25 protein-coding genes and 4 pseudogenes are annotated in these 24,542 nt (G+C 68.2%); 10 read left to right on the top strand and 19 right to left on the bottom strand.

The window, feature by feature from the left end:
• The first annotated feature begins 23 nt into the window (after positions 1-23).
• Entirely contained in the window at positions 24-1,217 is a 1,194-nt protein-coding gene (locus AB5J51_RS02280) for a hypothetical protein (RefSeq protein WP_369776585.1), read from the top strand.
• Here AB5J51_RS02280 and AB5J51_RS02275 read toward each other — a convergent pair.
• Positions 1,165-2,211: a hypothetical protein gene (locus tag AB5J51_RS02275; RefSeq protein ID WP_369776583.1), complete on the bottom strand. Its 1,047-nt coding sequence runs from the start codon at positions 2,209-2,211 to the stop codon at positions 1,165-1,167. The two genes, AB5J51_RS02280 and AB5J51_RS02275, sit on opposite strands and share 53 nt — an antisense overlap.
• Positions 2,212-2,272: 61 nt before the next feature.
• Positions 2,273-3,349: a hypothetical protein gene (locus tag AB5J51_RS02270; RefSeq protein ID WP_369776582.1), complete on the bottom strand. Its 1,077-nt coding sequence runs from the start codon at positions 3,347-3,349 to the stop codon at positions 2,273-2,275.
• A 946-nt stretch (positions 3,350-4,295) separates the two neighbouring features.
• Here AB5J51_RS02270 and AB5J51_RS02265 point away from each other — a divergent pair.
• Entirely contained in the window at positions 4,296-5,561 is a 1,266-nt protein-coding gene (locus AB5J51_RS02265) for an IS701 family transposase (protein WP_369776581.1), read from the top strand.
• A 140-nt stretch (positions 5,562-5,701) separates the two neighbouring features.
• Here AB5J51_RS02265 and AB5J51_RS02260 read toward each other — a convergent pair.
• Positions 5,702-6,510, bottom strand: a protein-coding gene (locus tag AB5J51_RS02260; RefSeq protein WP_369780200.1) for an IS5 family transposase whose coding sequence is annotated in 2 segments (ribosomal slippage) — positions 5,702-6,153 and positions 6,153-6,510 — 810 coding nt in all. Because the reading frame shifts where the segments join, the coding sequence is not laid out codon by codon here.
• Between the two features lie 124 nt (positions 6,511-6,634).
• Here AB5J51_RS02260 and AB5J51_RS02255 point away from each other — a divergent pair.
• Positions 6,635-6,949, top strand: coding sequence for a hypothetical protein (locus AB5J51_RS02255; RefSeq protein ID WP_369776579.1), 315 nt, complete (start codon positions 6,635-6,637; stop codon positions 6,947-6,949).
• 95 nt (positions 6,950-7,044) lie between these two features.
• Here AB5J51_RS02255 and AB5J51_RS02250 read toward each other — a convergent pair whose 3' ends face one another.
• Positions 7,045-7,446 carry a pentapeptide repeat-containing protein gene (locus tag AB5J51_RS02250; RefSeq protein ID WP_369776578.1) on the bottom strand — a complete coding sequence of 134 codons (402 nt, stop codon included), beginning with the start codon at positions 7,444-7,446 and terminating at the stop codon, positions 7,045-7,047.
• A 219-nt stretch (positions 7,447-7,665) separates the two neighbouring features.
• Here AB5J51_RS02250 and AB5J51_RS02245 point away from each other — a divergent pair, with 219 nt between their 5' ends.
• Positions 7,666-8,166 (top strand): transposase family protein, encoded by a 501-nt coding sequence (locus AB5J51_RS02245; protein ID WP_369776577.1) that lies wholly within the window; start codon positions 7,666-7,668, stop codon positions 8,164-8,166.
• Between the two features lie 82 nt (positions 8,167-8,248).
• Positions 8,249-8,617 (top strand): transposase, encoded by a 369-nt coding sequence (locus AB5J51_RS02240; RefSeq protein ID WP_369776576.1) that lies wholly within the window; start codon positions 8,249-8,251, stop codon positions 8,615-8,617.
• 78 nt (positions 8,618-8,695) lie between these two features.
• Here AB5J51_RS02240 and AB5J51_RS02235 read toward each other — a convergent pair whose 3' ends face one another.
• The 4 genes and pseudogenes from AB5J51_RS02235 to AB5J51_RS02220 all read right to left on the bottom strand — a co-directional run bounded on the left by AB5J51_RS02235 (position 8,696) and on the right by AB5J51_RS02220 (position 11,587).
• Positions 8,696-9,058, bottom strand: coding sequence for a DUF1330 domain-containing protein (locus tag AB5J51_RS02235; RefSeq protein WP_369780199.1), 363 nt, complete (start codon positions 9,056-9,058; stop codon positions 8,696-8,698).
• 222 nt (positions 9,059-9,280) lie between these two features.
• The gene (locus AB5J51_RS02230) at positions 9,281-9,838 is read right to left on the bottom strand and encodes a GNAT family N-acetyltransferase (RefSeq protein WP_369776575.1); all 558 of its coding nucleotides are present in this window, start codon (positions 9,836-9,838) and stop codon (positions 9,281-9,283) included.
• 415 nt (positions 9,839-10,253) lie between these two features.
• A pseudogene (locus AB5J51_RS02225) lies at positions 10,254-10,905 on the bottom strand (transposase); the annotation flags it as partial.
• 148 nt (positions 10,906-11,053) lie between these two features.
• Positions 11,054-11,587: a transcriptional regulator gene (locus tag AB5J51_RS02220; protein ID WP_136227677.1), complete on the bottom strand. Its 534-nt coding sequence runs from the start codon at positions 11,585-11,587 to the stop codon at positions 11,054-11,056.
• Positions 11,588-11,644: 57 nt separating this feature from the next.
• On the opposite strand from AB5J51_RS02220, the gene AB5J51_RS02215 reads away from it, so the two are divergent.
• Positions 11,645-12,550 carry a S41 family peptidase gene (locus tag AB5J51_RS02215; RefSeq protein WP_369776574.1) on the top strand — a complete coding sequence of 302 codons (906 nt, stop codon included), beginning with the start codon at positions 11,645-11,647 and terminating at the stop codon, positions 12,548-12,550.
• A 310-nt stretch (positions 12,551-12,860) separates the two neighbouring features.
• A pseudogene (locus AB5J51_RS02210) lies at positions 12,861-12,968 on the top strand (IS5/IS1182 family transposase); the annotation flags it as partial.
• 351 nt (positions 12,969-13,319) lie between these two features.
• Here the strand turns inward: AB5J51_RS02210 and AB5J51_RS02205 are convergent.
• On the bottom strand, positions 13,320-13,871 hold the full coding sequence (locus tag AB5J51_RS02205; RefSeq protein ID WP_369776572.1) for a hypothetical protein: 552 nt from the start codon (positions 13,869-13,871) through the stop codon (positions 13,320-13,322).
• Positions 13,872-13,940: 69 nt separating this feature from the next.
• On the opposite strand from AB5J51_RS02205, the gene AB5J51_RS02200 reads away from it, so the two are divergent.
• Positions 13,941-15,151 (top strand): IS3 family transposase gene (locus tag AB5J51_RS02200; protein ID WP_369776330.1). Its coding sequence is split into 2 segments (ribosomal slippage): positions 13,941-14,232 and positions 14,232-15,151, totalling 1,212 coding nucleotides; the frame shifts between segments, so codons are not numbered across the junction.
• Between the two features lie 19 nt (positions 15,152-15,170).
• Here AB5J51_RS02200 and AB5J51_RS02195 read toward each other — a convergent pair.
• The 4 genes and pseudogenes from AB5J51_RS02195 to AB5J51_RS02180 form a co-directional block, all read right to left on the bottom strand.
• Positions 15,171-16,973, bottom strand: coding sequence for a P-loop ATPase, Sll1717 family (locus AB5J51_RS02195; protein WP_369776571.1), 1,803 nt, complete (start codon positions 16,971-16,973; stop codon positions 15,171-15,173).
• 210 nt (positions 16,974-17,183) lie between these two features.
• Positions 17,184-17,657 (bottom strand): hypothetical protein, encoded by a 474-nt coding sequence (locus AB5J51_RS02190; protein WP_369776570.1) that lies wholly within the window; start codon positions 17,655-17,657, stop codon positions 17,184-17,186.
• Between the two features lie 261 nt (positions 17,658-17,918).
• A pseudogene (locus AB5J51_RS02185) lies at positions 17,919-18,008 on the bottom strand (DUF6233 domain-containing protein); the annotation flags it as partial.
• An 18-nt stretch (positions 18,009-18,026) separates the two neighbouring features.
• Positions 18,027-18,491: pseudogene (locus AB5J51_RS02180) on the bottom strand (transposase); the annotation flags it as partial.
• A gap of 42 nt (positions 18,492-18,533) precedes the next feature.
• On the opposite strand from AB5J51_RS02180, the gene AB5J51_RS02175 reads away from it, so the two are divergent.
• A complete protein-coding gene (locus AB5J51_RS02175) occupies positions 18,534-19,004 on the top strand; it encodes a hypothetical protein (RefSeq protein ID WP_369780417.1) in 471 nt (156 codons plus the stop codon).
• A 1,201-nt stretch (positions 19,005-20,205) separates the two neighbouring features.
• Here the strand turns inward: AB5J51_RS02175 and AB5J51_RS02170 are convergent.
• The 4 genes from AB5J51_RS02170 to AB5J51_RS02155 form a co-directional block, all read right to left on the bottom strand.
• Complete coding sequence (locus AB5J51_RS02170; RefSeq protein WP_369776568.1) at positions 20,206-20,391, bottom strand: hypothetical protein; 186 nt, start codon at positions 20,389-20,391, stop codon at positions 20,206-20,208.
• Positions 20,392-20,454: 63 nt separating this feature from the next.
• Complete coding sequence (locus AB5J51_RS02165) at positions 20,455-21,090, bottom strand: VOC family protein (protein WP_369776566.1); 636 nt, start codon at positions 21,088-21,090, stop codon at positions 20,455-20,457.
• Between the two features lie 74 nt (positions 21,091-21,164).
• Positions 21,165-21,296, bottom strand: a complete 132-nt coding sequence (locus AB5J51_RS02160; RefSeq protein ID WP_369776564.1) for a hypothetical protein — start codon at positions 21,294-21,296, stop codon at positions 21,165-21,167.
• A gap of 163 nt (positions 21,297-21,459) precedes the next feature.
• A complete protein-coding gene (locus AB5J51_RS02155; protein ID WP_369776562.1) occupies positions 21,460-21,660 on the bottom strand; it encodes a hypothetical protein in 201 nt (66 codons plus the stop codon).
• 130 nt (positions 21,661-21,790) lie between these two features.
• Between AB5J51_RS02155 and AB5J51_RS02150 the strand changes: the two genes are divergently transcribed.
• A complete protein-coding gene (locus AB5J51_RS02150; RefSeq protein ID WP_206310874.1) occupies positions 21,791-22,123 on the top strand; it encodes a hypothetical protein in 333 nt (110 codons plus the stop codon).
• Between the two features lie 233 nt (positions 22,124-22,356).
• Here AB5J51_RS02150 and AB5J51_RS02145 read toward each other — a convergent pair whose 3' ends face one another.
• Positions 22,357-23,487, bottom strand: a complete 1,131-nt coding sequence (locus tag AB5J51_RS02145; RefSeq protein WP_369776561.1) for an FAD-dependent oxidoreductase — start codon at positions 23,485-23,487, stop codon at positions 22,357-22,359.
• Between the two features lie 524 nt (positions 23,488-24,011).
• The gene (locus AB5J51_RS02140; protein ID WP_369776560.1) at positions 24,012-24,494 is read right to left on the bottom strand and encodes a hypothetical protein; all 483 of its coding nucleotides are present in this window, start codon (positions 24,492-24,494) and stop codon (positions 24,012-24,014) included.
• Positions 24,495-24,542: the final 48 nt, after the last annotated feature.

Here is a 24,542-nt window from a genome sequence, read left to right as displayed (position 1 = left end):
CGCGGAAAGCCGACGGAGACCTCATGCCACCTGACCCGCTCCCGCGCCGCATACGACGGTCGCGCGTCCTGCTGACCGTGTCCCTCGCCGCCGCGCTGCTGATCAGCGTCGCCGCCTTCTTCATCCTCCAGGCGATCCCGGACGTCCGTACCGCGTTCCTCATCGACACCTCGCAGACCAAGAGCGACGAGGACTTCGTCGCGATCACCAACGCCGTCGGCTCCGCGGCTCAGAACTCCGCCGACGCGGACTCCCTGTCCCTGCGCCGCTTCGGCGGCACGTGCGGCGACAGGCACAACACCGAGTCGATCGTGGAGCCCGGCACAGGGCAGGCCCGGAAGATCAACACCTCGGTGCGCACACTGACCCCGTCGGGCCAACCCACCCTGGAGAGCGGCCTCCTGGCCGCGATCGGCGAATTCTCCGGCCGTTACCCGTTCCGTGGGAGCAAGAGCAACCGGATCATCGTGGTGACCTCGCACGGAGTCGACGCCTGCACGGCGGACCGGGCCGCACTCGAGCGCGCCGTCGCCACGAAGGCTCAGGACAGCGGGGTCCGGCTGGACTTCCGGTTCGTCGGCTACAAGATCCCTCAGGAGCAACAGCAGCCCCTCGCCCGACTCGCCACCGCGGCCAAGGCTCCCGCACCCCGGTTCGTCACCACCTCCGCGGAACTCACCACGGCCCTCAAAGAACTCACCATCCCCGCGTCCCCGGACGCCAAGCACGTCGAGGTCCACCCCACGGAACCGTCGCCATCGCCGACACCGAAGACATCACCAACACCACCGCCGACGGTCTCCGCCGCGCCGGCCGCTGCCCTCGCCGACGGCACGCACCAGGTGTACATCAAGAACGTGGACCCGCAAGCGCACACCCTGACCGTCGACGAGATCGAATACCTCACCGGAGCCGAAGCCCAGGCAGCCGCGAAGGCAGACGGGATCGGCCGTGCGCCGAACGACGTCTACATCCGGAATGCAGACAAGAAGACGGTCGACCTCTCGGTCGCATCCGACGCGCGCATCGAAATCAACCGCATGACCACGGATCCTGCAGCCGGCGACCCCACGTGGAGCCGGAAGGTCAGCCTAGAACAACTGGCCGAGAGGTTCGCGGCGCTCGGCAGGACCCACTTCGAGCCGACGACGAGAGCATTCGACCTCACCATGACCAACGGGCGGGTCGGCGCGCTGCACGAGAAGTGGCGCCCTTGACGTCGTCCGGACAGCGGCATCCCTTGGAGCTGGAAGGGGCACACAGGGAAATGGCTCCCAGCGGAACGGCTGGGAATGGACACCGGGGCGCGAAAGCCGCCATCAGCGCCCGCCCACAGTTCTCCGTTCTGCGCGCTCCCGTGGGGTCGTCGGCGGGGGGTGCTCCATCCGGGGGATGGTGGAACGTTCTTTCGAGAAGGCGAGGGTTGTGCGAACGTGGCCGGTGGGACGACCATGCTGGCCGGCCGGACCGGCAGGCCATCTCATCCGTGCTGCAGATCGCGTAGGCGTAGGTCATGTTGTCGGCGCCGCGTCCGCCGCCGATCCCGCCGACCGCCGTCCAGGAGTCGGGGTTGCGCTCGCCGTCGTCCGCTGCGATCGAGCCGAAGTGGTGGTCGGCGTCGTTGAAGGTGGGGAAGCTGGCGATCGGCTTGAGGCTGCCGACGCTGGCAGGGGTGGTGCGGGCGCCGCCGCCGATGAGGACGGTGTCGGCGGGACAGGTCGCCGTCACGAGCTTGGAAGACAGCCCGACGGACGGCCCCTGGGCCTTGTTCATGACCACCTGGGTGTGCCTGATCAGGTTGCTGTTGAGGCAGATCGCATACGGGGTGGTGGAGAAGGCGTCGCTGCTGCGGCTCCCGCTTCCGCCGAACGCCATCCAGTGCGTGGCGTCGGTGCCGACGATCCCGGGTGTGTCGATGTACTCGGTGGCGCCGTCGGCGCTGGGCACCATGCCCATCACGTGATTGCCGTTGGACATCTCGTCGCTGCCGATGGCCTGGTCGGCCCCGCCGCCGGAAACGAGGCCGTCGGGGCAGTCGGCGTGTGATGAGACCCCGGTGAAGGGGGTCGGGGGACCCATGGTGGGTCCGGGAGTGACGACGGTGACGTCGGTGGTCTTGGCGTACGCGGCTCCCGGCACCGCGACGGTCAGCAGGGCGGCCAGGGTCAGGGCCTTGCCCGAGGCGGAGCCCCGCAGGTATTTCAGGCTCATAGGAGTCTCTCTCGTGGGTTCAGGTGCACGGCCGGTTGTCCGGCTGACGGGAACGGCTGCCTCAGACGCCGTCGTTGGCGCACAGCGCCCAGGCGTCGGTGTAGGTGCCGGGAGAGGACTGGGCTCCGGTGTGGGCGGAGGCCGTCCAGTACGCCGCCGTGGTGGTCCCGTCGCTGACCGCGGCGCCGCCGGAGGTGCTGGGGAAGCTGCCGTTGAGGTGGTCACCGCCCGAACCCGGCCCGGTGAAATTGGTGGTGGTCACGCTGCCTCCGCTGATTGCGGCGCCGCCGCTGACCAGGTTCCCGTCGCCCTGGCCGCAGCCCACGGTCGCCGTCTGGCCGGTGCTTCCGGTGGTCGGGCCGCTGACCTCGGTGTGGCGAACGTTCAGCGTGGTGCCGCTGACGTTGATGCCGCTTCCGCTGCAGATCGCGTAGGCGTAGGTGTAGTTGGCGCCGTTGGCGCCGGAGTCCCAGCCGACCGCCGACCAGGAGTCGGGGTTCGTCTCTCCGTCCGCCGCGGCCTTCGCGCCGAAGGCGTGCGCGGAGTTGTTGAAGGTGGGGAAGCTCGCGATCGTCTTCAAGCTGCCCGTGTTGCCCGGAGTGGTCCGGGCGCCGCCGCCGAGCAGGCGGGTGTTGGCCGGGCAGGTCGCCGTGACCAGGCCCGCGGTCGCGCCGGCGGTGGGGGTGTTCGCCTTGTGCATGACGACCTGGGTGTGATGGATCAGGTTGCTGGTGAAGCACATGGCGTAAGGAGTGGTGGAGAAGGAGGCGTTGACCTGGCCCCCGCTGCCGCCGATGCCGAGCCAGTGCGTCACATCGGTGCCGACGACGCCGGTGGAGCCGGTGTATTCGGTGGTGTCGTCGGAGCTGGGCGAGGTGCCGTTGACGTGGTTGCCGTTCACGCTGGAGCCGGTGCCGATGGCCTGGTTGATCCCACCACCGGAGATCAGACCGCTGGAACAGTCCGCGTGGGTCGATATCTCGGAGTTGGCGGAGGCGGGACCACTGGTGGCACCGGGGGTCTTCACGGTCACGCTCACGGTGTTGGCGTACGCGGTTCCCGGCACGGCCAGGGCCAGAACGGCACCCAGGAGGACCGTCTTGCCTGTGGCGAAGCGGCGCAGAAGTCCTGATTTCATGTGGATCTCCCCATCTGATGGGCGATAAGCGACGAGCGGTACACGGGGGATGGGCCTCAAAGGCGGGCATGGGCGGTACGGAGCGGAAGAGGCGCACGGGCATCGTCGGTGCAGCATTGCCACGGCATCACAACGGCTGACTGCCTCACGGATGTACGCCGCTCAGGGGCAGACCTGGGGGTCGGACCGGCCATCTCGCCACCCTGTCCCGAGCAGCGCATGCGGACTCTAACAGTCCTTAAGCCCTGCATCTACCCAGCCGCTTCGTACTTTCAAGTAGCAGATGCGTAGACGAGGGGACTGGCCTTCCCGGGTTCGCTTCTTCCCGGTCACCTTGCTGGCCCGGACGAAGAAGGCGGCGAGAGAGGTGCCCTGCGCCGGGGCCGGGGCCGGGGTGAGCGTGAAGTCAGCGATCTCCTCGAAGACTGACCAGGGCAGCTCCGGCCGGACGGACGGAAGACGACGAGCGTGACCTCCGTTGCCTTCACACTGCATCACGCCGCTTCTGCGGGCAGCAGAGGCGGGTGTGTCCAATAAACGGTCAGCGGCGGGCGGCTGAGAGTCGGCCGATGCCGGTCAGCCGGCGGGCAGGGCAGCGAGTCGGCGGAACGCGGCGGCAAGGTCCTGTCTCCAAGGCCAGGTGGCGGAGAGTCGCAGATGAAGGCGTCGGCCGCCGCAGGGGAGGACTCCACTCGAAAATCGGCCCACGCCACGTGACACGGCGAGGCTGGAACACCGAGGGGTCTGACCGACACCCTGGTGCGGCTGCGCGTTGACCGACAGCTCGAAGAGGCCTTCACCCATGGCACCGATCCCCTCCACCTCGCGCTCGTCTTCAGCATCGACGAGAAGACCGCCATCCGTTACGCGGACTCGGCTAGTAGGGCTTGGTCAGGTCGGGGCTGGTGTTGCGTGTCCTGGGGGTTTGGTGTGGCGTTGAGGACGTGTGACACCGGAGGAAATCGCATCCGTACGTGCCGAGTTGGAGGACTTCGCGGCAGAGGTCTTCGAGCCGTTCGCGAGAAACGACCAGCGTCGGTGGGGGCAGGTCTACCTGCGGGGTCTGCTCACTGACGGGCAGCGTAAGTCGGTCGAGCCGATGGCTGCCCGGCTGGGTGAGGACGGGAACCGGCAGGCGCTGGCCCACTTCGTGACTACGAGCCCCTGGGATCCGGCGCATGTGCGGGCCCGGCTGGCCTGGAGGATGGAAAAGGCGATCCGACCCACCGCGGTGGTCGTCGACGACACCGGGTTCCTCAAGGACGGCAACGCCTCGGCGTGTGTGTCCCGGCAGTACACCGGCACTGCCGGCAAGGTCACCAACTGCCAGGTGGGCGTGTCCCTGCACCTGGCCTCCGACCATGCCTCAGCGGCGGTCGACTGGCGGCTCTTCCTGCCCGAAAACTGGGCGCCCGAGTCCGTGAAGGCGGACCCGGACAAGGTCGCCCGCCGCGCCGCCTGCGGCATTCCCGACGACATCGGGCACGTGGAGAAGTGGCAGCTCGCACTCGACATGCTCGACGAGACCCGCTCGTGGGGCATCGAGGTGCCGCTGGCCATCGCGGACGCCGGATACGGTGACGCGGCGGCGTTCCGGCACGGCGTGCAGGCCCGCGGCCTCAACTACGTGGTGGGCATCTCCACCACCCTCTCCGCCCAGCCCGGCGAAGCCGTGCCAGTCGCCGAACCGTACTCCGGGACCGGGCGCCCGCCGGTGGCGAAGTACCCCGACCCGCCGCGGTCGGTGAAACAGCTCGTCATCGCGGCGGGCCGGAAGGCAGCGAAACCGGTGCAGTGGCGTGAGGGCTCCCGGCCCGGCACGGGCCGCAGTGGCTTCAAGCGGATGTACTCGCGGTTCGTCACCTTGCGGATCCGGCCTGCCGGGCGCCAGACCCGGCAGGCCGTTGACGGCCCGGAACTGCCCGAGTGCTGGCTGCTGGCCGAATGGCCCGCCGGCCAGGCCGAGCCGGTCCAGTTCTGGCTGTCCGACCTGCCCGCAGACACCCCGCTGACCACCCTGGTCCGCCTGGCCAAGCTCCGCTGGCGCATCGAGCACGACTACCGCGAGATGAAGCAGGCCTTGGGCCTGGCCCATTTCGAGGGCCGCACCTGGAACGGCTGGCACCACCACGTCACCCTCGTCTCCGTCGCGCATGCCTTCTGCACCCTGCAACGACTGGCCCAAGCCCCAAAAGACACGGCGCCGGCCTGAGCCTCTACCGAATCGTCCGCGAGCTACAGACCCTCCTCGCGACATGGACCGGCGTCTGCCCCACCTGTCAACGCGGCATACCCACCCCAGCCCCGACCTGACCAAGCCCTACTAGTGCCCTGACCGCATAAGACGTCGTTTCATTTGGTGAGGCGGCGGTGGCATATGAGGGCCGCGGCTATGCCGACGAAGGCGAGGAAGTGTTCAGCCTTGCGTTCGTAGCGGCGGTGAAGTCGGCGGCAGCCCGCGAGCCAGGACACGGTCCTCTCGACGACCCATCGGTGGCGGCCGAGCCGCTGCGAGGACTCGATGCCCCTGCGTGCGATGCGATGGCGGATGCCGCGCTTGCGGAGCCATCGGCGCAGGTGGTCGTAGTCGTAGCCCTTGTCGCCGTGCAGTTTCGCCGGCCGTCGCCTGCGGGGGCCGCGGCGGGAACGAATGGGCGGGATCCCGCGTACGAGCGGCTCGAGGCCGAGGCTGTCGTGCATGTTGGCGCCCGAGATGCCCAGCGACAGAGGCAGTCCGTTCCGGTCAGTGATCAGGTGAATCTTCGACCCCGGCTTGCCGCGGTCGGTCGGATTCGGTCCCGTCAGTGGCCCCCCTTTGCGGCCCGCATGCTGACGGAATCGATCGAGCACCGCGACCAGTCGAGCTCGCCGCGGGAGCCGAGTTCGTCAAGGATGATGCGGTGGAGGCGGGCCCAGACCCTGGCCTGACTCCACTGGGCGAAGCGTCGGTAGACCGTCTGCCAGCTCGGGCCGAACACCGGTGGAAGCTGCCGCCACGTGCAGCCCGACGTCGCCACGAAGATGATCGCCGCCAGTGTCTCGCGATCACCCGCCCGCCGCCGGCCCCCACCCTGCGGGCGTATCACCTCTGTCGGCGGCACCACTCGCCGGAACAACACCCACAACTCATCCGGCACCAGCCGCTCAACCAAATCCGTCATGCACGGCTCAACGAACGATCGGGCCATAAGAAACGGCGTCTAAGTCCGCCGGGTCGCGTGTGTTTGGGGCCTGCCGGAGCATCCGGTCCAAAGCCGCGAGCCCGTGTCTGGCAGGATCTCCCACATGCTTGAAGAAAAGCTCGACGCGCTTGCCCAAGTGATGGCCGAGCACACGGCCAGGCCGTTCCCGTCCGGCTTCCGCGGCCTGGACGTCCAAGGCCAGGACATGGTGTTGCTCGACGCGGACATCTATGGCTATGCAGCCGTCGTTCGTGAAGGCCCACTCAGTGAGCAGCACCGGGCAGGCTTGACGCGGCTGACGACGGTGTTCGCGAGGGTCCTCCCGGCGATCGACGACGAGTACGCGGCCGAGTACTACACGCACGTCCGCGACATGGCTGTGCTGGCCGCCGAAATTGCCAGCCTGCGCGAAAAGTAGGCCTTCGCCCGGAAAGGCACTGCGGATGGGCATCCGATGGAGCGGACGCCTCCATGCCAACGCGGCATGACCCGCAACCCGGTGAACCAATGCGGTCAGAGCACTAGGCAGCTCCTCCAAGCCGACCTCGAAGCCGGTCCCGCGAGTTCGCCACGAACCCATGGGTCAACCACCGGCAATGGGAGTCTCGGACCCTCGGACCCTCGGGTCCCCGCTGAAGAAGCCCCAGTTTCCGCGAACTCGCGGGGATCAGGGCCCTGCCCTCCCGAGGCTCCCACCAGGAAGATACTTGCCCCGCTACTTCCGAATTGCGAAGATTGACGTCCCGTAGGTCGGCATGGTTCAGGTGGGGTTTTCAGGTTGGCGTTATACAGGTAGGTGTTGCGGAGATCGCTGTCCGAGAGCTGCGCGTTCGCCAGGTTTCCGTCACTCAGATCAGCGTGGCGCAGGTCGGTGCTGCGGAGGTCGATGTCCCGGCGGTGGCCGAGCGTCGCCAACTGGGACCAGATGGCGCGGGTGGCTGGTGGGGCTGAACCTCACTCACGGTCCGAGTGTGCATGGTCAAACCGAATCGAATCCATGGCTGTGCAGGCCCCACCTGGCCTGCCATACAGCAATGCCCGGCCGGCTATATCAGCGAGTTCTGGATTCTGGAACACATTCCGTGAAGACGATCACCTGGGTTCTGCCACGGTGACCCGGCGTCATCTGGGACCGTGGTGCGGTGTGATGACCTCATAACAGTGCTGTTTCCGCACTTCAACGCGGTGCTGGTGGAGCGAGTGTTCACGGAGTGCGGGGTGGTGCACATCGTGGCGAGGACCCTGGAGGGCAGTGTTTCGTGCCCGGACTGTGGGCTTCCGTCGGATCGCGTGCACAGCTGCTACGAACGTCGACTGGCCGACACCCCGGTTGGCGACCAGCCAGTTCTGATCAAGCTGACCGTACGGCGGTTGTACTGCGAAAACGACCGGTGTGGGCGTCGTACGTTCGTCGAGCAGGTCGGGGGGCTGACGCGGGAACACGGTCCGGCGATGTGCCCGCGCGGCAAATCCAGAGGAGCTGCTCGGCGGCCGGCGGCAACCACGGCCCAGCCAGCTCGACCCTTACAAGCCCCACCTGGACAAACGCTGGGCAGAAGGACTCACCAACGCGATCCAGCTCCACTCCGAGCTCCAGGCCCTCGGCTACCGCGGCAGCTACCAGATCATCAGTGACTACCTGCGGCCACGACGCCGACGCCGCATCCGCGTCGTCGGGCCCGCGCCGCCAACGGTTCGGCAAGTCACCGGGTGGATCATGCGACACCCCGACCAGCTCTCGGAGAGTGAGGGCCGGCAGCTGACTGAAGTCCTCACTCATTGCCTGGAACTCGCTGCAACCCACCGTCTCGTTCGCGGCTTCGCCGAGATCCTCTCTACCCGCACTGGCCAGCATCTCAAGGACTGGGCCGTCAGCGCGCGAGCCGAGGAACTTCCCAACCTTCGCTCTTTCGCCACCGGCCTGGAGAAGGACTGGGAGGCCGTCGTCCAGGGCCTGACGACTCACTGGAACTCCGGTCCCGTCGAAGGCCGCGTCAACCACATCAAGATGGTCAAGCGCCAGATGTTCGGCCGCGCCAAGCTCCCACTCCTCCGCAAACGGGTACTTCTCACCGCCGCCCGATGACTTTGCTGCTCAGAGAGTGACTGATTAGGAAAAACAACCAGCGAACTATCGCAGTGCCGGAAGAGGCGGCTGCCAGGACTACATGCCCGACTGGCCCGCTCGCTCCGCTTCTGTTCGCAACGTCCGAGCCCGCTCGGCCGGGTCGTAGTTGGGCCCGACGCCCTCGATCAGCAGCAAGTCGCCTTCGATGTGGTCGGTACGCAGGCGCAGGATGGCCCGGTAGGCGGGAGAGTCGTACCAGGCACGGGCTTCAGCCAGGCTGGGAAACTCGATCAGCACCATGCTGCCGGGCCACGTCCCCTCCACGACTTCGGCCGGCGCACCGTGGATGACGAAACGGCCCGCGAAGGGGTCGAGGGTCGCCTGGATGCGCTCTAGGTACTCCATGATGTCTGAGTGATTCCGGCGGCTGCGGAGATGAGCGAAGCCATAAGCGGACACCATGGGGCTCCTTCGTTCCGGGGGGATGACCAGAACGTAGCTGAGGGTGCTTGGCCGGTGCGATTACCCCAGGGGTAATTGCCGCCACATCGCAAACATGCACCAAGGCCGCCGCCCGCCCCACAGCCTGCCTCTCACGGAATGTGTTCCAGAACTGAGTTTTGAGAGCATCCATCTGCTTGCTCCGGCAGCACGGGTCTGCTGCACAACGAGAGGGTCGTGTCACGCCGCGTGGTGTAGCCCGTGGGCATCTCTACGGAGCATCCGGTACAACACACACTGGCGAAGCGGCCCTTTGGGCGCGCTCGGATCCTCGAAGTCGTCGGCCGTGTCCCGGGACATGCCGATCCGGCGCATCACTGCCTGGGAACGGAGGTTGTTGACGGTCGTCGATGCAACGACCTGCGGCAGCCCGAGGGCCTCGAAGCCGAAGGCCAGGCAAGCCAGGGCGGCCTCCGTGGCGTAACCGTGACCCCACGCCGAACGTGCCAACCGCCAACCGATATCCACCCCCGCGAATGGCATGTCCTCGCCGACCTCGTCCAAGCCGACGCGGCCGATGAACTCACCGGTCTCCCGTGCTTCGAGCGCCCACCACCCAAAACCTCGCCGGTCGAACTCGGCCTGCATGAGTGCCACCGCGGCATCGCTCTGCTCCCGCGTCAGCAGTTCACCCAGGTGTTCTCGGACTTCGGGATCGGCGTTCATAGCCGCCCACGGTTCGAGGTCGGACTCCCGCCACCGGCGGAGAAGGAGACGATCGGTACGCAGCTCTGGCATGCCGGCCAGCTAACGCCATCACGATCAGGGTGTCGATCGGATTTGGCGATACGGTGCTCGCCGATTCATGACCTGCTGCGTACGTCTTCACGGCCTGCACCACCCAGCGGGAAACGCCATCGCGACCGGACTCAGCGCTCCCAGAAACTGCTACTTCTCATCGACGTCTCTGGGGCTCTCGACGGCGAACCGATGCCAGGAACCCCGCCGTTCGCTCTCGGTACTCACCGACGCAGCCACCCGGCGCACGCCGATACCGTCAGGCCCAGCCAGCGCCTCACCGACACCCGGTACGGGTCCCCGCGGGTGAGCCCCGTACCGTCGACGCCCGCCGGCTCTCCCCGCACCGCTGGTAGGGCCGAACCGCATTCCGTACGGTCCGGCGCGGGCCCGGAGGCGGTGGTCACCACCAGAGCGCGGCCTCCTCGGTCGGCACCGTGGAGATGGGCTTGCGGAGCTTGGCGGTCTTGCCCCAGTCCTGGCGGGCGGCAGAGCGGAAGGAGTTCCGCAGCAGGTGGATCACGCAGGTGTGCACGATCGTCTTCGGCCAGACGGTCTCGACCGCCTCGGGCACGCCTTTCAGACCGTCGCAGACAAGCACCAGGACGTCGTTCACGCCGCGGTTCTTGATCTCGGTGAGGATGTGCATCCAGTGCTTTGCGCCCTCGCCGCCGTCGCCGGCCCACCGCCCGAGGATCTCGCGCCGCCCTCGACAGTGACGGCCAGAGCGAGGCAAATGGGCCGGTTGGCGACGGCAACGTCGCGGATCTTTACGTGGATGGTGTCGATGAAGACCACCGGACAGACCCCGTCCAGCGGCCGGTTCTGTCACTCGACCCTGCTCTAGAGCACCTTGTCGGTGATCGTGGAGATCGTCTGGCGGGAGACCTCGGCGCCATGGACCTCCGCGAGGTGGGCCTGAACGTCACCGGTGTGTCAGACCCTTGGCAGGATCGTGCTTGTCATAGCCGAGATGGTTGCTGAGCTCCACCCTCCAGGGCGGACTCCAGCAGCCGCTTCGTCAGCTGCTGGAGCAGTCCGCCCTCGCCGGTCAGCTGCAGGCCCTCTGCCTGTGTCCGGAGACCAACTCAGGGATCAACCGGTCATCCACCACGCTCGCCGGCCGAGGCTAGGCCGTCTCGCCGATCTCGGCCTCGGTCACGTTCTCACTGGTCATCGATGCATCCTCCATGATCGGGAGTTGCACCGAACGATTTACAGTCCATCGGTCGGCAGGGCCTGCTGATAGAGCGCCACCAACACGCCGTGCAGGGGCTGGTCCTGCGCGTCTTCCTCGGCCTCGTCGACCAGTTGGGCGAGGGTCTCACCGAGTTCCCTCGCTTTCGCGGGGCTGAGGCGCAGGTGGCGCAGCGTCAGGTGGGTCTCGGCGGGTGAGAGGTCCAGCTCCTGGGCGAACGCTGCGAGCATCGCCGCGGTGCCTGCCGCTTGTGGTTCGGCGACGACCATGCGGCGGGCCGTGCGCTGGTAGTACTGCTCTGTGCCGCCGCGGACCTGGCGGGTCGCGGCGATGTGGATCAGCCCGGCATCGCGGAGCACTTTGAGGTGGTGGGCCACGTTGCCCTTCTGCGCGTCGAGCTGCACCGCAAGCTGGCTGGTGGTGGCGGGCCGGTGGCCCAGGGCGAAGAGCAACCGCTGACGCAACGGGTGGGCGAGCGCCGCGAACTGCTCAGGCGCACCGATCTCCAGGACGTCCTCAGGAGGCGGCAGGTGGAGAGGCTGATCACGCATACACAAAGTGTCTAAACTCTTTGACGCTTTGGCAAGGGCCGTGCTCTACTCCCTGCCATGACGACTCCAACGAAGCTTCTCACGGCCCCTGTTATCGACGAGACAGTCCGACTGCTGACCGAGCACTACGTGTTCCCCGATATAGCCGAGCAACTCGCAGGCCTGCTCCAGCGACGCCTCACCGAGGGCGCCTACGACGTCAACGACGCCGAGGAACTCGCCCGGCTGGTCACCGCGGACCTGCAGTCCGTCAATGGCGACCGACACCTGAGACTGAAGCACCACGCCGCCCCGGTGCCCCCGAAGCAGGGGGCAGCCACCCTGGACGCCATGCGCCGGGACTTCGACACCTCGCTGGGCGGCGCGCCCCGGATGCAGTTGCTCGACGGCGGGGTCGCCGTGCTGGAGCTGGCACCGATGCTGTTCCCGCTGGAGTGGGCCGCCGAACCACTGAGCGCCGCGCTCACCCTGGCCTCCCGCGCCCAGGCGCTGATCGTGGACCTTCGCGCCAACCGGGGCGGCGACCCGGACACGGTCGCCTTCGTCTGCAGCTACCTGCTCGACGAGCGCACCCACCTCAACACGATGCACTGGCGCGGCGGCGAGCGCATCGAGCAGTCCTGGAGCCTGCCGCACGTTCCCGGCGCGCGCTTCGGCGGCAGCAAGCCGTTGTACGTGCTCTCCAGCGACAGCACGTTCTCCGCCGCCGAGGAGCTGGCGTACAACCTCCAGCAGCTCGGCCGCGCCGTAGTCGTCGGCGAGCCCACGCGCGGCGGCGCACACCCGTGCCAGGGCTGGACCGTGCACCCCCACCTGGAGGTCACCGTCCCCTTTGGCCGTGCCGTCAACCCCGTCTCCGGCACGAACTGGGAGGGCACCGGTGTGCAGCCGGACGTCCCTTGCGCTGCCGCCGACTCCCTCGACCGCGCTCACGCCCTGGCGCTCGCCCGACTGACAGGCTGACCCGGTCCAGCTCATCGCACGCAGCGCCTCTCCCGCTCCACGTCAACGGCTGACCCGGCGGCGGAAGCCCAGTCTCCGGATGCCCCCGCATACGCACCACCCGCATCACTGGGTCACCTTCATGGAAGCCGAAGGGACCGACACGAGAACGACCCCTTGATCGGGCGGCTCAGGCCCCGAAGGACCTTGACTCGTCTGCCTCTTGGTGCAGCGTTGCGGCCGGGCGCTTGTCCGCGACCCAGACCGCCACGAGATTCCGGGCATGAGTGGCGACCGGGCCCACGAGAGGAAGCCACACCGAACCGGAGACCTCGGTATCTCGGGCGAGAACATGCACGACAGCCTCGGTTTGGAGCCGCTCGTGCGGGTCATCCCGCCGATCCGGTCCCGGCGCGGACCTCGCCGACGGCGCCCCGGGTGAGGCCAGCGGTAGCCGAGGCGTACCGCAGGGTGCCCGGGACCGTCGGCCTCCGCGTCATCCCGTTCGCCCTCTCACCGGTGCGCAGCCCACATCTGACTGCAGGGCATGACAGAGCCCGGCCGGGGTGCCTTGGGCTCTGCCGCGAGACGGGGCGCCGGGCTCAGGATGGACCGGGTCCTGGCGGGGCCTGTGGAGACTTGCCCGCTCCGTTCGCGACGGTGCAGTGCAGCGGGGGTTGCGGTGGCGCGGACCTCCGTGAGGGCCCGGGAATCGAGCCTTTGATGATGCTGGTCGAGCGAGATCCGCATCAGTGTTCGTTCCGCAGCCGGAAGCTGGCCCTGCCACGTATCAGGCGTAGTCCCAGCATCGGGTGTAGAGCCGCGGAATCCGAAACGTCGACCTGGTCTGCGTGCCGCGCTGCTCCACCACGCGCTCAAGGAAGCCCAGGCGCTCCAGGAGGCGGACTTGGTCACCGATCTTGCCTTCCGTGCCCTCGAACAGCTGCTGCACTTCGGACAGGGTGAAGTTCGTGAGTTTGCCGGCCCGGCAGTTCAATACGAAGGTCTGCGCGACCTTGAAGTCGTTCGCCACCTCGTAGAAGCTCAGGTCGGACAGTTTCGTCATGGCGCGCTGCACCGTATCGGCGGTAAACAGCGGGAGTGCGGTGACGGGGGCGTCGGGTCGCGGCGAGTGGTCCCGAGCCAGGTGCAGGAGCAGCACGGCCAGGCGTGGGGAGATGTCACCGTTGCCGTTCCGCAGCGAGTCCACGAGCCAGCGGTCGACGGGCTGACCTTCGATCTCGGGCGGGAACAGCACCTCAAGCGCGGCGCGCAGCTCGATGTTGTCATCGGTGACGCGCAGCCGTCGTGCAAGCCGGTCGAATGGTTCGTTGGCGAACACGGGCCTTGACCCCGGGTTTTGGACACCGGAGACACTTGGATCTTGATGGTCCAGGAGAACGGAGTCCCCGTGGGGATGAAGCACTATCCCGCCGAGTTCAAGGCGGACGCGGTCGCGTTGTACCGGTCGAGGCCGGGAGCGACGATCAAGTCGGTCGCGGCTGATCTCGGGGTGAACACCGAGACACTGCGAAACTGGATCCGGGCCGCCGACGGGCGCCGGCCCGGCGCCCATTCCGCACCGCCGGCCGCTGCCCGGGATGGCGGTGACGACGTTCAGGCGGAGCTGGCCGCGGCACGCAAGAGGATCCGTGAGCTGGAGGAAGAGCGCGACATTCTCCGCAAGGCGGCCCGGTATTTCGCGACGGAGACGCGCTGGTGAACCGCTGCCAGTTCGTTGAAGATCACCAGCGCCGTCACGGCGTGAAGCGGCTCTGCGACATCCTCGGCCTCTCCCGCTCGAGCTTCTACTACTGGCGCCGCACCGCGGCCGCGAGGGCGGCCCGGCAGAACGTCGAGGCCGGGCTCGCGGCTCGGATACGCAAGGTTCACCAGGACTCCGACGGCACCTACGGAGCCCCCAGAATCACTGCCGAACTCCGTGACGAGGGCGGCCCGGCGGTCAACCACAAGCGCGTCGCGAGGATCATGCGGACCATCGGACTTGAGGGGGTCCGTCTGCGCCGCCGGCACCAGACCACCGTCGCGGACCAGGCCGCGGCGAAGGCGCCGGATCTGATCGGCCGTGACTTCACCGCGGTCGTAGTGAACACGAAGTACGTAGGAGACATCACGTATCTGCCGGTCAGTGGCGCGAAGCCGCTCTACCTCGCGACCGTCATCGACCTCGCCTCACGCCGGCTGGCCGGGTGGGTGATCGCCGATCACATGCGAGCCGAGCTCGTCACCGATGCCCTGGCGGCCGCCGAGCGAACCCGCGGGAGCCTGGCTGGAGCGATCATGCACACCGATCACGGCTCGCAATATACGAGTAGGGCCTTCGCTGAAGCCTGCAGGTCAGCAGGGGTCCTGCAGAGCATGGGCGCGATCGGGTCCAGCGCGGACAACGCCGCCGCGGAAAGCTTCAACGCCGCCTTCAAGAGGGAGACGCTCAAAGGCCGGAAGGCCTGGTCGAGCGAGCGTGAGGCCAGGCTCGACGCCTTCCGCTGGCTGACCCGTTACAACACCCGGCGCCGGCACTCCCGCCTCGGTCAGCGGTCTCCGATCGCCTACGAGAACACCCTCCGACCAGCAGCAACTACCCTGGCCCAAGCCGCATAGACGTGTTCAAAATCCGGGGTCAAGGCCCCACCCTGCGGATCAGTACTTGCAGCCAGTCTTCTTCCGACCATTCGAGCACGAGGGAGCGGGAGACCAACTTGTTCTTCTCCTGGATGTCGTACAGCTCGAACAGGTCCGTCCGCAAGAACACGACGAGCGTGATACGGGCCAGCTGGATCACCCGGGCCTCGGCTTGCAGCAGTGCCTGGACCAGGGCCTCCTGTCGGCCCCGGTCGTACTTGAACGCCTCGTCGATCCGGTCGAGGAGGACCACGACGTGCCGGTCGGTCTGTTCGAGCAGGGCGTCCGTCTCCTGCAGCAGTGAGTCGACGTCGAGGAAGCCGCTGTTGGGTCGGGCGCCGACAGGAAGCTTGGCCTCGAAGTCGACAGGCCCTACCCCGAACTTCAGCGTCGTACCGCCCAGAAGGCGGGCGAGCAGGTGCATGGTCTGCCGGGTGAGGCCGGGTGGTTCGGTGGGCAGGCCGAGTGCGGCCCGCAGCCCCGAGGCGTTGCGGCGCAGCGCGTTCGGTGCTTTTGCGGGGATGGCCGAAGCCGCCGTGGCTGCAATGGCCACGAGCCAGGCTGCGCGCAGTGCGTCGGCGTCTGGAGGGGTGTCCTTGTCGACGATGCGGTGCAGCAGGTCGGTGACGTCGTCTACAGGGAGGGCCTCGATGGATTGCTCTTCCGCAAGCTTGCGGAAGATGGCGCTCTTGCCCGAGCCGCGGTCGCCGATGACGATGGTCCGCTCGTGGACGAGGATCCGCTCCAGGCTGTGCCGTCCGACGTAACTCTCGTCGAGTAGGTCGTCCCGTTCGGCCTCCTCGGCTCCGAATCTAAGCTCGGCCAGCTGGAATGGCCGTACGAAGACCTGCTGGGACAGCACGGCTTCTTGGATAGAGGCATGGGCGAACGCCACGGTCCCGGCCTGCTCGTCGACGGTGAGCAGGCTGGCCACCGACGGGTGGTCCAGTGCCGTCCGGACTTCGTTTTCTGCGATCCGTAGTTTCCCGGCCAGCATGGGAATCCAGTCCTGGCCGCCAGCGAGCGCGAGCTCTTCCAGGACCAAACCGGCCAGGGCCCGGTCCGGGGAAGAGCTGAGGGCGGCATCGATCCGCGCTTCGGCGAGGTCCTCGAGACTGTTCGCGGACTCCACCCCTGCTGTTTCGCCGTGCTGCGTGGCCTGGGCCGAGTCCAGGCGCGCGAGGAGTGGATTTCCCTCCGCCCGCTTGACGATGTCGCGTACGACGTCCTCGCGGAGGAACGGAGCGGACTGCCGCAGCAGGGCGACCATGTCCTCCTCGCTGAGGGGCCCGAGACGAAGTACGTCCCAGTCGTGGAATCGGCGTACTTCGATGTCGGTCAGGCGCGATGCCAGGACGAGCTTCCAGCCGTGTAGGCCTTGGCTGAGCTCCTCGATGGCGGCGGCCGTCCGTTGTGGATAGCCCGACTCGTCGAGGCCGTCGAACAGCAGCACGGGCAGGTTCAGCATCTCGGCGATCTGGTTCAGTGTCGCTGTGGTCTGCTGGAGCGAGCCGCCTCCGGATTCCCGGAGGAGCGTCACGTGGACGTCATAGGGGTTCCTCGTTGCGTGCATCATCTCGCTCATGACCCGGGCTGGGAGATCGTACACATCGACGTCTCGCAGACTGACCAGGTAGGCCACTCGGAGCCGGCTGTCCAATGCGGCTTCGAGCTGCTGGAGCAGCACGGACTTGCCGACCCCCGGGTCTCCGAGAAGCAGGACGCCGCGGCGGTCCGGGTCCGGGTTGTCGAGGAGGTGCAGGAGTTCGACGAGTTCGGGCCGTTGGAAGAATGCCTCCACGCTGGTTCACGGTAGCCGGGTCAGGCGGTGTCTGCCGTGCGCCGCGCTGACGCCATGATCGCTCCCCTGACAGTGCACACGCCGGCAGCGACGGCGGTCACTCAGCCGGCCGCCAGGCAGCGGGAGCCGTCCGGATGCGGCGGCGCCCGGCGGGGAGCTCTGTCCCGGCCGGCGCCGTCGTGGGGTGTCCTGTTGTGCCGTCGGGTGGGGTCACCCGATGGTGAGGAACTTGTTCCAGCCGTCCTCGTCCCGGCCGGATGCGCCGCCGAGCGTGGTGGTTCCTCCTTGGAAGAGCCACTGGTTGCCGAGGGTGTCCACGGCCCGGATGTCGGGGATGCCGTCGCCGTTGGTGTCGGGTGTGCTGAGGAGCATGGGGATGGTGGTGCGGCCCCAGCCGGTCGTGGCGTAGGTGTAGTCCTGTCCGCCTTCGGAGTCCGCGGCGGCGGACAGGGAGGCGAGGTCGACTCCGCCGTTCGCGGCTGCCTTGCCCTTGCGCAGGAGAAGGCCGTGGCTTGTGTTGGTGTCGTCGCGGAAGATCACGTCGCGGGGGTTCAAGACTGCGCCGGCCATCTTCTTCTGTTTGGTGAAGCCGGCTCCGGTGTATCGGGAGAAGACCCAAAGGCCGTCTGGGTTGAGGGCGACCATGTCGGCGAAGCCGTCGCCGTCGGTGTCTTCGGTGACCACGATCTGCCGGGAGGTTGCCGGGGCGGGTGTGCACCCCGGACACCACGCCCGGCGCCGATGACTGGGAAGCTTTCTTCGGCACCTACGCCCCTGGGTCGCGGTGCGCGAAGCAGCGGTTGCTGCAGGCATCCGGCCCGAGGCCGTCTACCATCGCCGCCGCGCCGATCGTGTCTTCGCCCACCGCTGCGACCAGCAGCGAACCGCCCCGTAACCCCTGGGGGCAGGCCGTGGAGTGTGCCGGTCGCCGTGTCCTGGGCCGCGTCATTCCCTGCCGAGTGCGGCGTCGGACCGGCAGTGCGGGCAGGCGGGTACCCCCTCGGCCAATGCCCGGCGCGCCTCGTCGGTGCTAGGGCCTGTGTGATGTCGTGATCATTCGGTGGTCTTGAGCAGGTCGTCGATCCAGATCATTGCGGCGCGGAGGTGGAGGCCGGCGATGTAGCTGTCTGGGGTTTTGTCGTATCGGGTGGCGATGCCGCGCCAGGCCTTCAGCTTGTTAGAGGTCGGCGTCGTGGCTGATGGTCCGGCCGCCTCGTGCGCCCTTCTTCTTGCGGTTGGCAGCCTGGTCCCGTTTTCCGGGATGACTGCCTGGATTCCGCGTCTGCGCAGGTAGGAGCGGTTGCCGCGAGATGAGTAGGCCTTGTCGCCGGCGACGGCGCCGGGCCTGGTGCGGGGACGGCCGACCGGCAGACGGACCCGCACCTTCTCGAGCACGTGGATGAACTGCGGGCTGTCCCCGGCCTCCCCGGCGGTCAGGACGAACGCGAGGGGACCGATGGTTCGATCGTGGAACCGACCCACGTCCGCATGGTTCCCAAACCTGACGGAACCTATAAGACAGCAGTCCCGATAGTGAAATGACGGTGAAGTTAAATGAGGATGGCCCTCACATCCCCCTCGGCGGAACTGCCGCCCGATCTGGTGGAAGTCGAGCTCTCGGACGACTACGAGTCGCTGACCATGGATGCATGTCAGCTGCTTGCCGAAACCGATGCACGCTTCGTCGTCTCGGGGTTCGGCCAAGAGGAATGGCCGGTCAACATTTCGTACGATCTCTCATCGGTGATCGAGCAGCTCCCCGAGGCGATCGAGAAACTGCAGTCGGGCCGTTCCGCTGGGATCGACCTCTACGGGCAGGGGATCGAGCGACGCCTGACTTTCGTGCCTGCAGGCGACACCACGGAGATCCGATGCGTCTCGGGCACCGCATGGCGCCCGGAGCCGGACATGGAAGTCCTGTCGCGGACGGCAGCACTGGAACTTCTCACCGGCTTGGCCGGTGACTTCGGGGCCGCGCTACGACGAGCCGCTCCCGAGCTTGCGACGAGGACGCCTTTCGCACAGTGGTAGTCGCGTCGGATCGTCGCAGGGCGGCGCTCCGCGTCGCCCGTGCGCCGCTTCCCTCGGCCTAGGTATAAAACTGCCGACGGGCGGCCCCCATCGAACAGACCCGCGCCGAGCGCCGCCGCCAGGCCTCGGCGACCGAGGCCGCCGCCCTGCGTCGAGCCTGGCCGGAACGCGCGGCCCGGGTAGCTGGGACGACGGCCATTGTCACGCAGCTGGCTGCCCTGCGGACCACAGCTTGAGTGCGCGGCAACAGCGTCTTCTCGGTTATTGCGGGTGCCGAATCGGGCAGCTCGGAGCATCGGTGGTGTGCCGCAGGCGGTCCCGCTCCATGATCTGCGGCAGCAGGGCGCGACCAGCGGCCGTACGCACCGGTGCCGGTGCCGGCGGAAGTCGTCAAGTCCTGGCTGACCACCCCGCCACGCTGAGCGGGGTGCTCCGGCCCAGGGCCGCGGGAGCCGTTGTACGCGGACCCCATGCATCGTGCACCGCATCGCGCTCCTCAAGGGCGGGAACGTCGTACGCGGTGAGGCGGCTTCCGTGCTCAAGCGGGCTCAAGCAGCGGGCGCATTCGCTCGGCGTTCGGGACCAGCGTGCGCAGCTTGTCCGCCCAGGCCCTGATGCACCATCGGCGAGGTGGACATCCGCGGATCAGGGTTCAGGCAGCCTTCAGAACAACCGGCCGAGGACGTCTTGCCATGTGCAGACAGTCTGAGCCAGCTAGGACGAAGTGCCAGCTCCGGCAGCGATCGCGGCCATGGCCGCCCTGGCACGGCAGAGCCTGCGCGGCTCGTCCGGCACGGCCGCCGCGTCGGCGACGTCCGCAACGTGGTCGAGGAGCTGCGCTCGCAGATCCTCGGTGAGCCCGGGGTCGTGCTGAACGGCCCCCGGCCAGAGCGCGGATGGCGTCGGCGGCACCGGTCTCACCGCGGTCGGCGACGGCCTGAATGGTGGTCCCCATGTTGGTGACCGTGTCGGTCACGGAGATGTTGCTGTTGCTGACCTGGCTGTGGATCGCGCCCACGTTCCCGTAGATGGTGACCGGGTCGCGCCGCTTCCCCAGCGTGCCGTCATCATGGCCTCAGCTCTCAGTCACGACAACGGTCGGGGGAAGCTGCCCAGTCCGGCCACCATCACGGACAGCGTGCTCGGCTGGCCAAGTCGGTAAGCCTCAGGTGGCTGGGCGAGCCGGGCTCCCCGTCTACCGCTACCCGTCGTCGTACGCGCCCGCCTCACTCCAGACCGGCGAGGCGTTCGTGGAGCGCGGGCCGGGAGCGGCGCCGGCCGTGTACCGGACCGGCGAGGTTGACGTCAGCGAGTCACGCATCTGGATCCCGGTGTGCCCGTACTTGGCGAGGACCGCGATGGGCCAGTCCCTCGTGGGCGAGCCCATGCGCAGGACCTTGCTAGCGAGGAGACCCCACCCAGCTGCTCCCGCGAGGCTGTCGGGCCCTGGTCAGATCGTGACCGGGCCGTGGGCGGTGGCGAACTCGACCGAGACCAGGCCCGGTTCCTCATCCTCGACCCAGGTGACGTCGATCTGCTCGAGGGGGTGGTCGGCCGGTTCGCCGAGGAATTCTGCGATGGAGGCAGCGTCGCCGGAGATGGAGACCCCGTGGATGGTGGTGGAGGTGCGCGGGTCGGCGCTCGGGCGCTCCTCGATGGGGACCAACCACTGAAGGAAGTAGGGCAGTTGCGGGTCCTCCATCAGTTCCAGCAGGCCGATCTGCTTCCACCTCAGGTCGAACCCGTCGGGGCGGACACGGTGGCCCTCGGCCGAGGTGCGGCCGAGGCGGGCCTCGACCGGGGCGATGTCGTCGACGGAGACCACCCAACCGAGCCAGCCACCGCCCTCGGCGGCGCGGCGCGCGACCGCCTGGCCGAAGGGCGCGCGGTCGGCGGCGGGGTGGTCGAGTGTGGTGACGACCTCGACGTAGGTGCCGCCGCTCAGCGGGAGAATGAAATTGCGGGTACCGAATCGCGGGTGCACGCCCCCGTCGACGAACCCGGCGCCGAGGGCCGATCCGATCCACTGGACGGTCGAGACGAAGCTGTCGCGGGCCACCGCATAGGACACGTGATCAAGTCGCACTACGCCATCATCACCCGACAACCCGCACAAATCCCGACGCCACGCCCGCCGCCCCGGCCACGTCCGCCGTGGATTCAGCCGTGGAGCGGATCGGTCATCGTCATCCCGGTGGGGGAGGCCCGGTCAAAGCCAGGCAGCAGCGCTGCCGCCTCGTCGAGGCCCTCGGCCCGCTCGATCCGCCACTGCGGGGCGAGCGCTGCTGCCACAGGATTCCGATCCGGCATGCAGCACCATGCGCACCGCACTTCCAAGAGACAGGCTCTAGTGGGTGTCGCCCTTGGGACGGCGATGGGCCGGACCGGGTTGGTCCGGCCCTTCGCGTGCCGGGCAAAGTACACAGTGTCGAGGCACATACGTGCCGGGTCCGGCCTACTCGGCGAGGTCGGCCGGGTCCGGCACGTACGGGAGACATTCGGTGGCGAAGGCCAGCTCCCGGCCGCCGACCGGCCTCGGGACCAGGCGCCCGAGGCTGCCGTGGCTGCCCGGCACCCGCTCCTGCACGCGGTAGGCGACGGGCGGCCCGGCCTCCGCCCATTCGACCGGGTAGACCATGGTCGGGCGTCCTGCCACAGGCCGCAGCTCCGTGGGACGGCCCGGTCTCGACGCCCGGACAGCTGCCTGGGCAGGATGAGTAAGAAGACCTGCCGACCTGAGTACGCCCGCGCAAGCGAATCGGCGCCGGAGCCGATTGGCTGTTCCCATGCACGAGACGACTCCCTTCCTGACCACCGACCGCGCCGCCGCGACCCCTGTCACCGACGTGGTGTTGCGGTGGGTCACGAGCTTGGCGCTGGCCCTGATTCCGATGGCGTTTCTCTTCGGGGCCTTTGCCGGGATGGCCGCGGAGGTTCATCCTCAAACCGTGGCGGTCGTCACGGTCTGCTGGTTTGGGTCCTGGACGGCTACTCCACTGCTCGTGGCGGCATTCTGGCTGTGCCGACGCCACCCCGCCCTGGCCAGGGCGGGCCGCTGGGCGGGGTGGGTTGCGCCGGTCCCGCCGACGGTAACGATCCTGCTGGCCCTTGGCCTGTAAACGGCGGCCTTGCAGCGGGTGCGCATTGCCGCCCGCCGGTTCGTCAGCGAAGACCGGCCGTCTCATGGGCGTTGCCCTTTGCTCACGTCGCGAAGTGAACCGCTCACCCGCCAAGTGAAGACCACAAGTGCCGTGGCCGATCGGCAACGGAGCATCCCTCGGGAGTCACCGGGCTGCGGCGAAGTGGGCTTGAGCGAGGGCGGGACGGAGTGCATCAGAGGGTGCCGCGCGACTCATTGACCCTTCTCGGTGATCATGTTGATCAGGCCCTGGGCCGTGTTGTACTCGGCGTCCATTCCCGGAACCTCGCCACCCTCAAAAGTGCCGACTTGGGCACTGCGGGGGAACATGGCCCGCTCGTACTCGGTGAGCGCGGCCTCGATGTCGTCGGGGTACGCGGCGAGGGCCTCGCCGAGCTCGGCTCCGTCGAGCATGGCGAGGTTGGCGCCTTCGCCGTTCGGGGGCGCGAGGTGGGCGGCATCGCCGATCAGGGTCACCCCCGGCACGCGGTCCCACCGGTGCTCGGCGGGCAGAGCGTACTGGGCGCGCAGGACCGGCGGGGTGTCGCCGTCGGTGATCAGGGCGGTGAGTTCCGGTGCCCAGCCGTCGAATTCCCGCGCGATGCGCGCGGTGGCCGCGGCGGGATCGGTGAAGTCGATGGCGGCGAACCAGTCCTGCGGCCTGGCCAGCATGACGTAGGTGTGCAGGGTGTCGCCGCTTTCCCGGTGAGCGAAGATCTCCTTGCCCGGCGCGGGCGCGATCAGCATCCCGCCGCCGACCGCCTTCGCGGCATCAGGGTGCCGGGTGTCGGCGTTGAACAGGTACGTCTCGACGGACGACGTGCCGGCGTACTCAGGTGTGGCGGTGGTGAGCAGCGGCCGGACCCGCGACCACGCGCCGTCCGCGCCGACCAGCAGGCTGGTGACGACGGTGCTGCCGTCGGCGAACGTCACCTCGTGGCGGCCCTCACCGAGGGCGCGGGTGCTGCCGGCCCTGTGCCCCCACCGGACGGTGCCGGCCGGGAGCGAGTCGAGCAGGATCTGTCGCAACTCGCCGCGCTGCACCTCGGGGCGTCCGCCCGTGCCGTCGTCGGCCTTGTCGAGCAGGACAGTCCCGTCCAGGTCGAGGACCCGCAGCGCCTGGCGGCCCTCCAGGACGATGGCCTGGAACTCGTCCATCAGACCGGCCGCCTTGAGGGCGAGCTGCCCGTTGTAGTCGTGGATGTCGAGCATCCCGCCCTGCGTGCGCACCGTCGGGGAGGACTCCGCCTCGTAGACCGTGACCGGGATTCCGTGGACGTGCAGGACGCGGGCCAGCGTGAGTCCGCCGAGTCCGGCGCCGATGATCGTGACGGGCATGTGCATGGTGGCTCCTGGGGATCGGGACCGCCCAGTGGGCTCCGGCGGCCGTCTCTGGAACGTTGCCGGACCTCGCCGACAAGCCACCGACATCGAACCCGCAGCCGCCGATAGACGACCGACACCGCACATCAGTCCCGACATCTACCCGCCATGGAGTTCCGCTCGGAGTCCGGGGCAGAAGCGCATCTCGCCGCGGCCTGTGACCGCCCGTCCGCCCTCGCCCCGGACTGTCGCCGGATGGGTCCCTGCTCGCGGTGGCGGTCTCCGCGGCCGGCTTCGGCTACGGCAAAGCCGCGCACATCTTGACGTCGATGGGGCTGCTGATCGTGCTGTTCACCGCCTACCGGGCCGCGGCACACCGTCCGTCCGCCACTCTGGGCCCGGGTGCGCCACGGGTGCCCGTGTCGGAGGAAGTAAGCTCACGCTGAGCGCCGGGGCGCTGCCGGGCCCGGGCTCTGACCCGGGGGACGATCCACTGGTGCGGATGTCAGCGGAGCCGACTAATCGGTCATGAATCCGGATCGGCGTCACCTGTCGGCGTTCTCCTCGGTGTGCTCCGCCAGGTATGGAGAACGGCTGACCAGGCGCCCGTTGAGGACGACTTCCAGCCAGGTGTAGCAGTCGCTGATCCAGAGTCCGACTTCGGCCCCGCACCCCGAGCAGGCCAGATTCGGCCCGTCCTGCCCGCCTGGCCCGCAGCAACCTCCCCAGCGGCTGAGGATCTTCGTAGTACCGGCCAGGTCGCCGGGGCTCAACAGCAGGTCGACCCCTGGCCCGTGCCCCGCCCGGGACATCCTGAAGCCCTTGGGCGGCGAGCTCCAGGTGATGCGTCCTGGCTGCGGGTCGCGGGCGAAGGTGCCTGCCGCCATCCTGGGCGGGCAGGGGTCCACAGGCGAGTCGAGCGGCGTCCAGGCCCCGCCCTCCGCCGGCGGGTGCACCTCGCGCACCGGCGCGGACAACCGGGCGCTGCACACGGCGCAAGAGAAGACCTCGGCACCAGCCATCTGCATGTCATCTTCCTTGTCCTTCGATGTCGACGAAGCTACCCGACGTCGCTG

This window comes from Streptomyces sp. R33 (assembly GCF_041200175.1).
GTDB lineage: Bacteria > Actinomycetota > Actinomycetes > Streptomycetales > Streptomycetaceae > Streptomyces > Streptomyces katrae_B.
The sequence above is the reverse complement of the archived record's forward strand: the minus strand, read 5'-3'. Positions and strand labels throughout refer to the sequence as shown.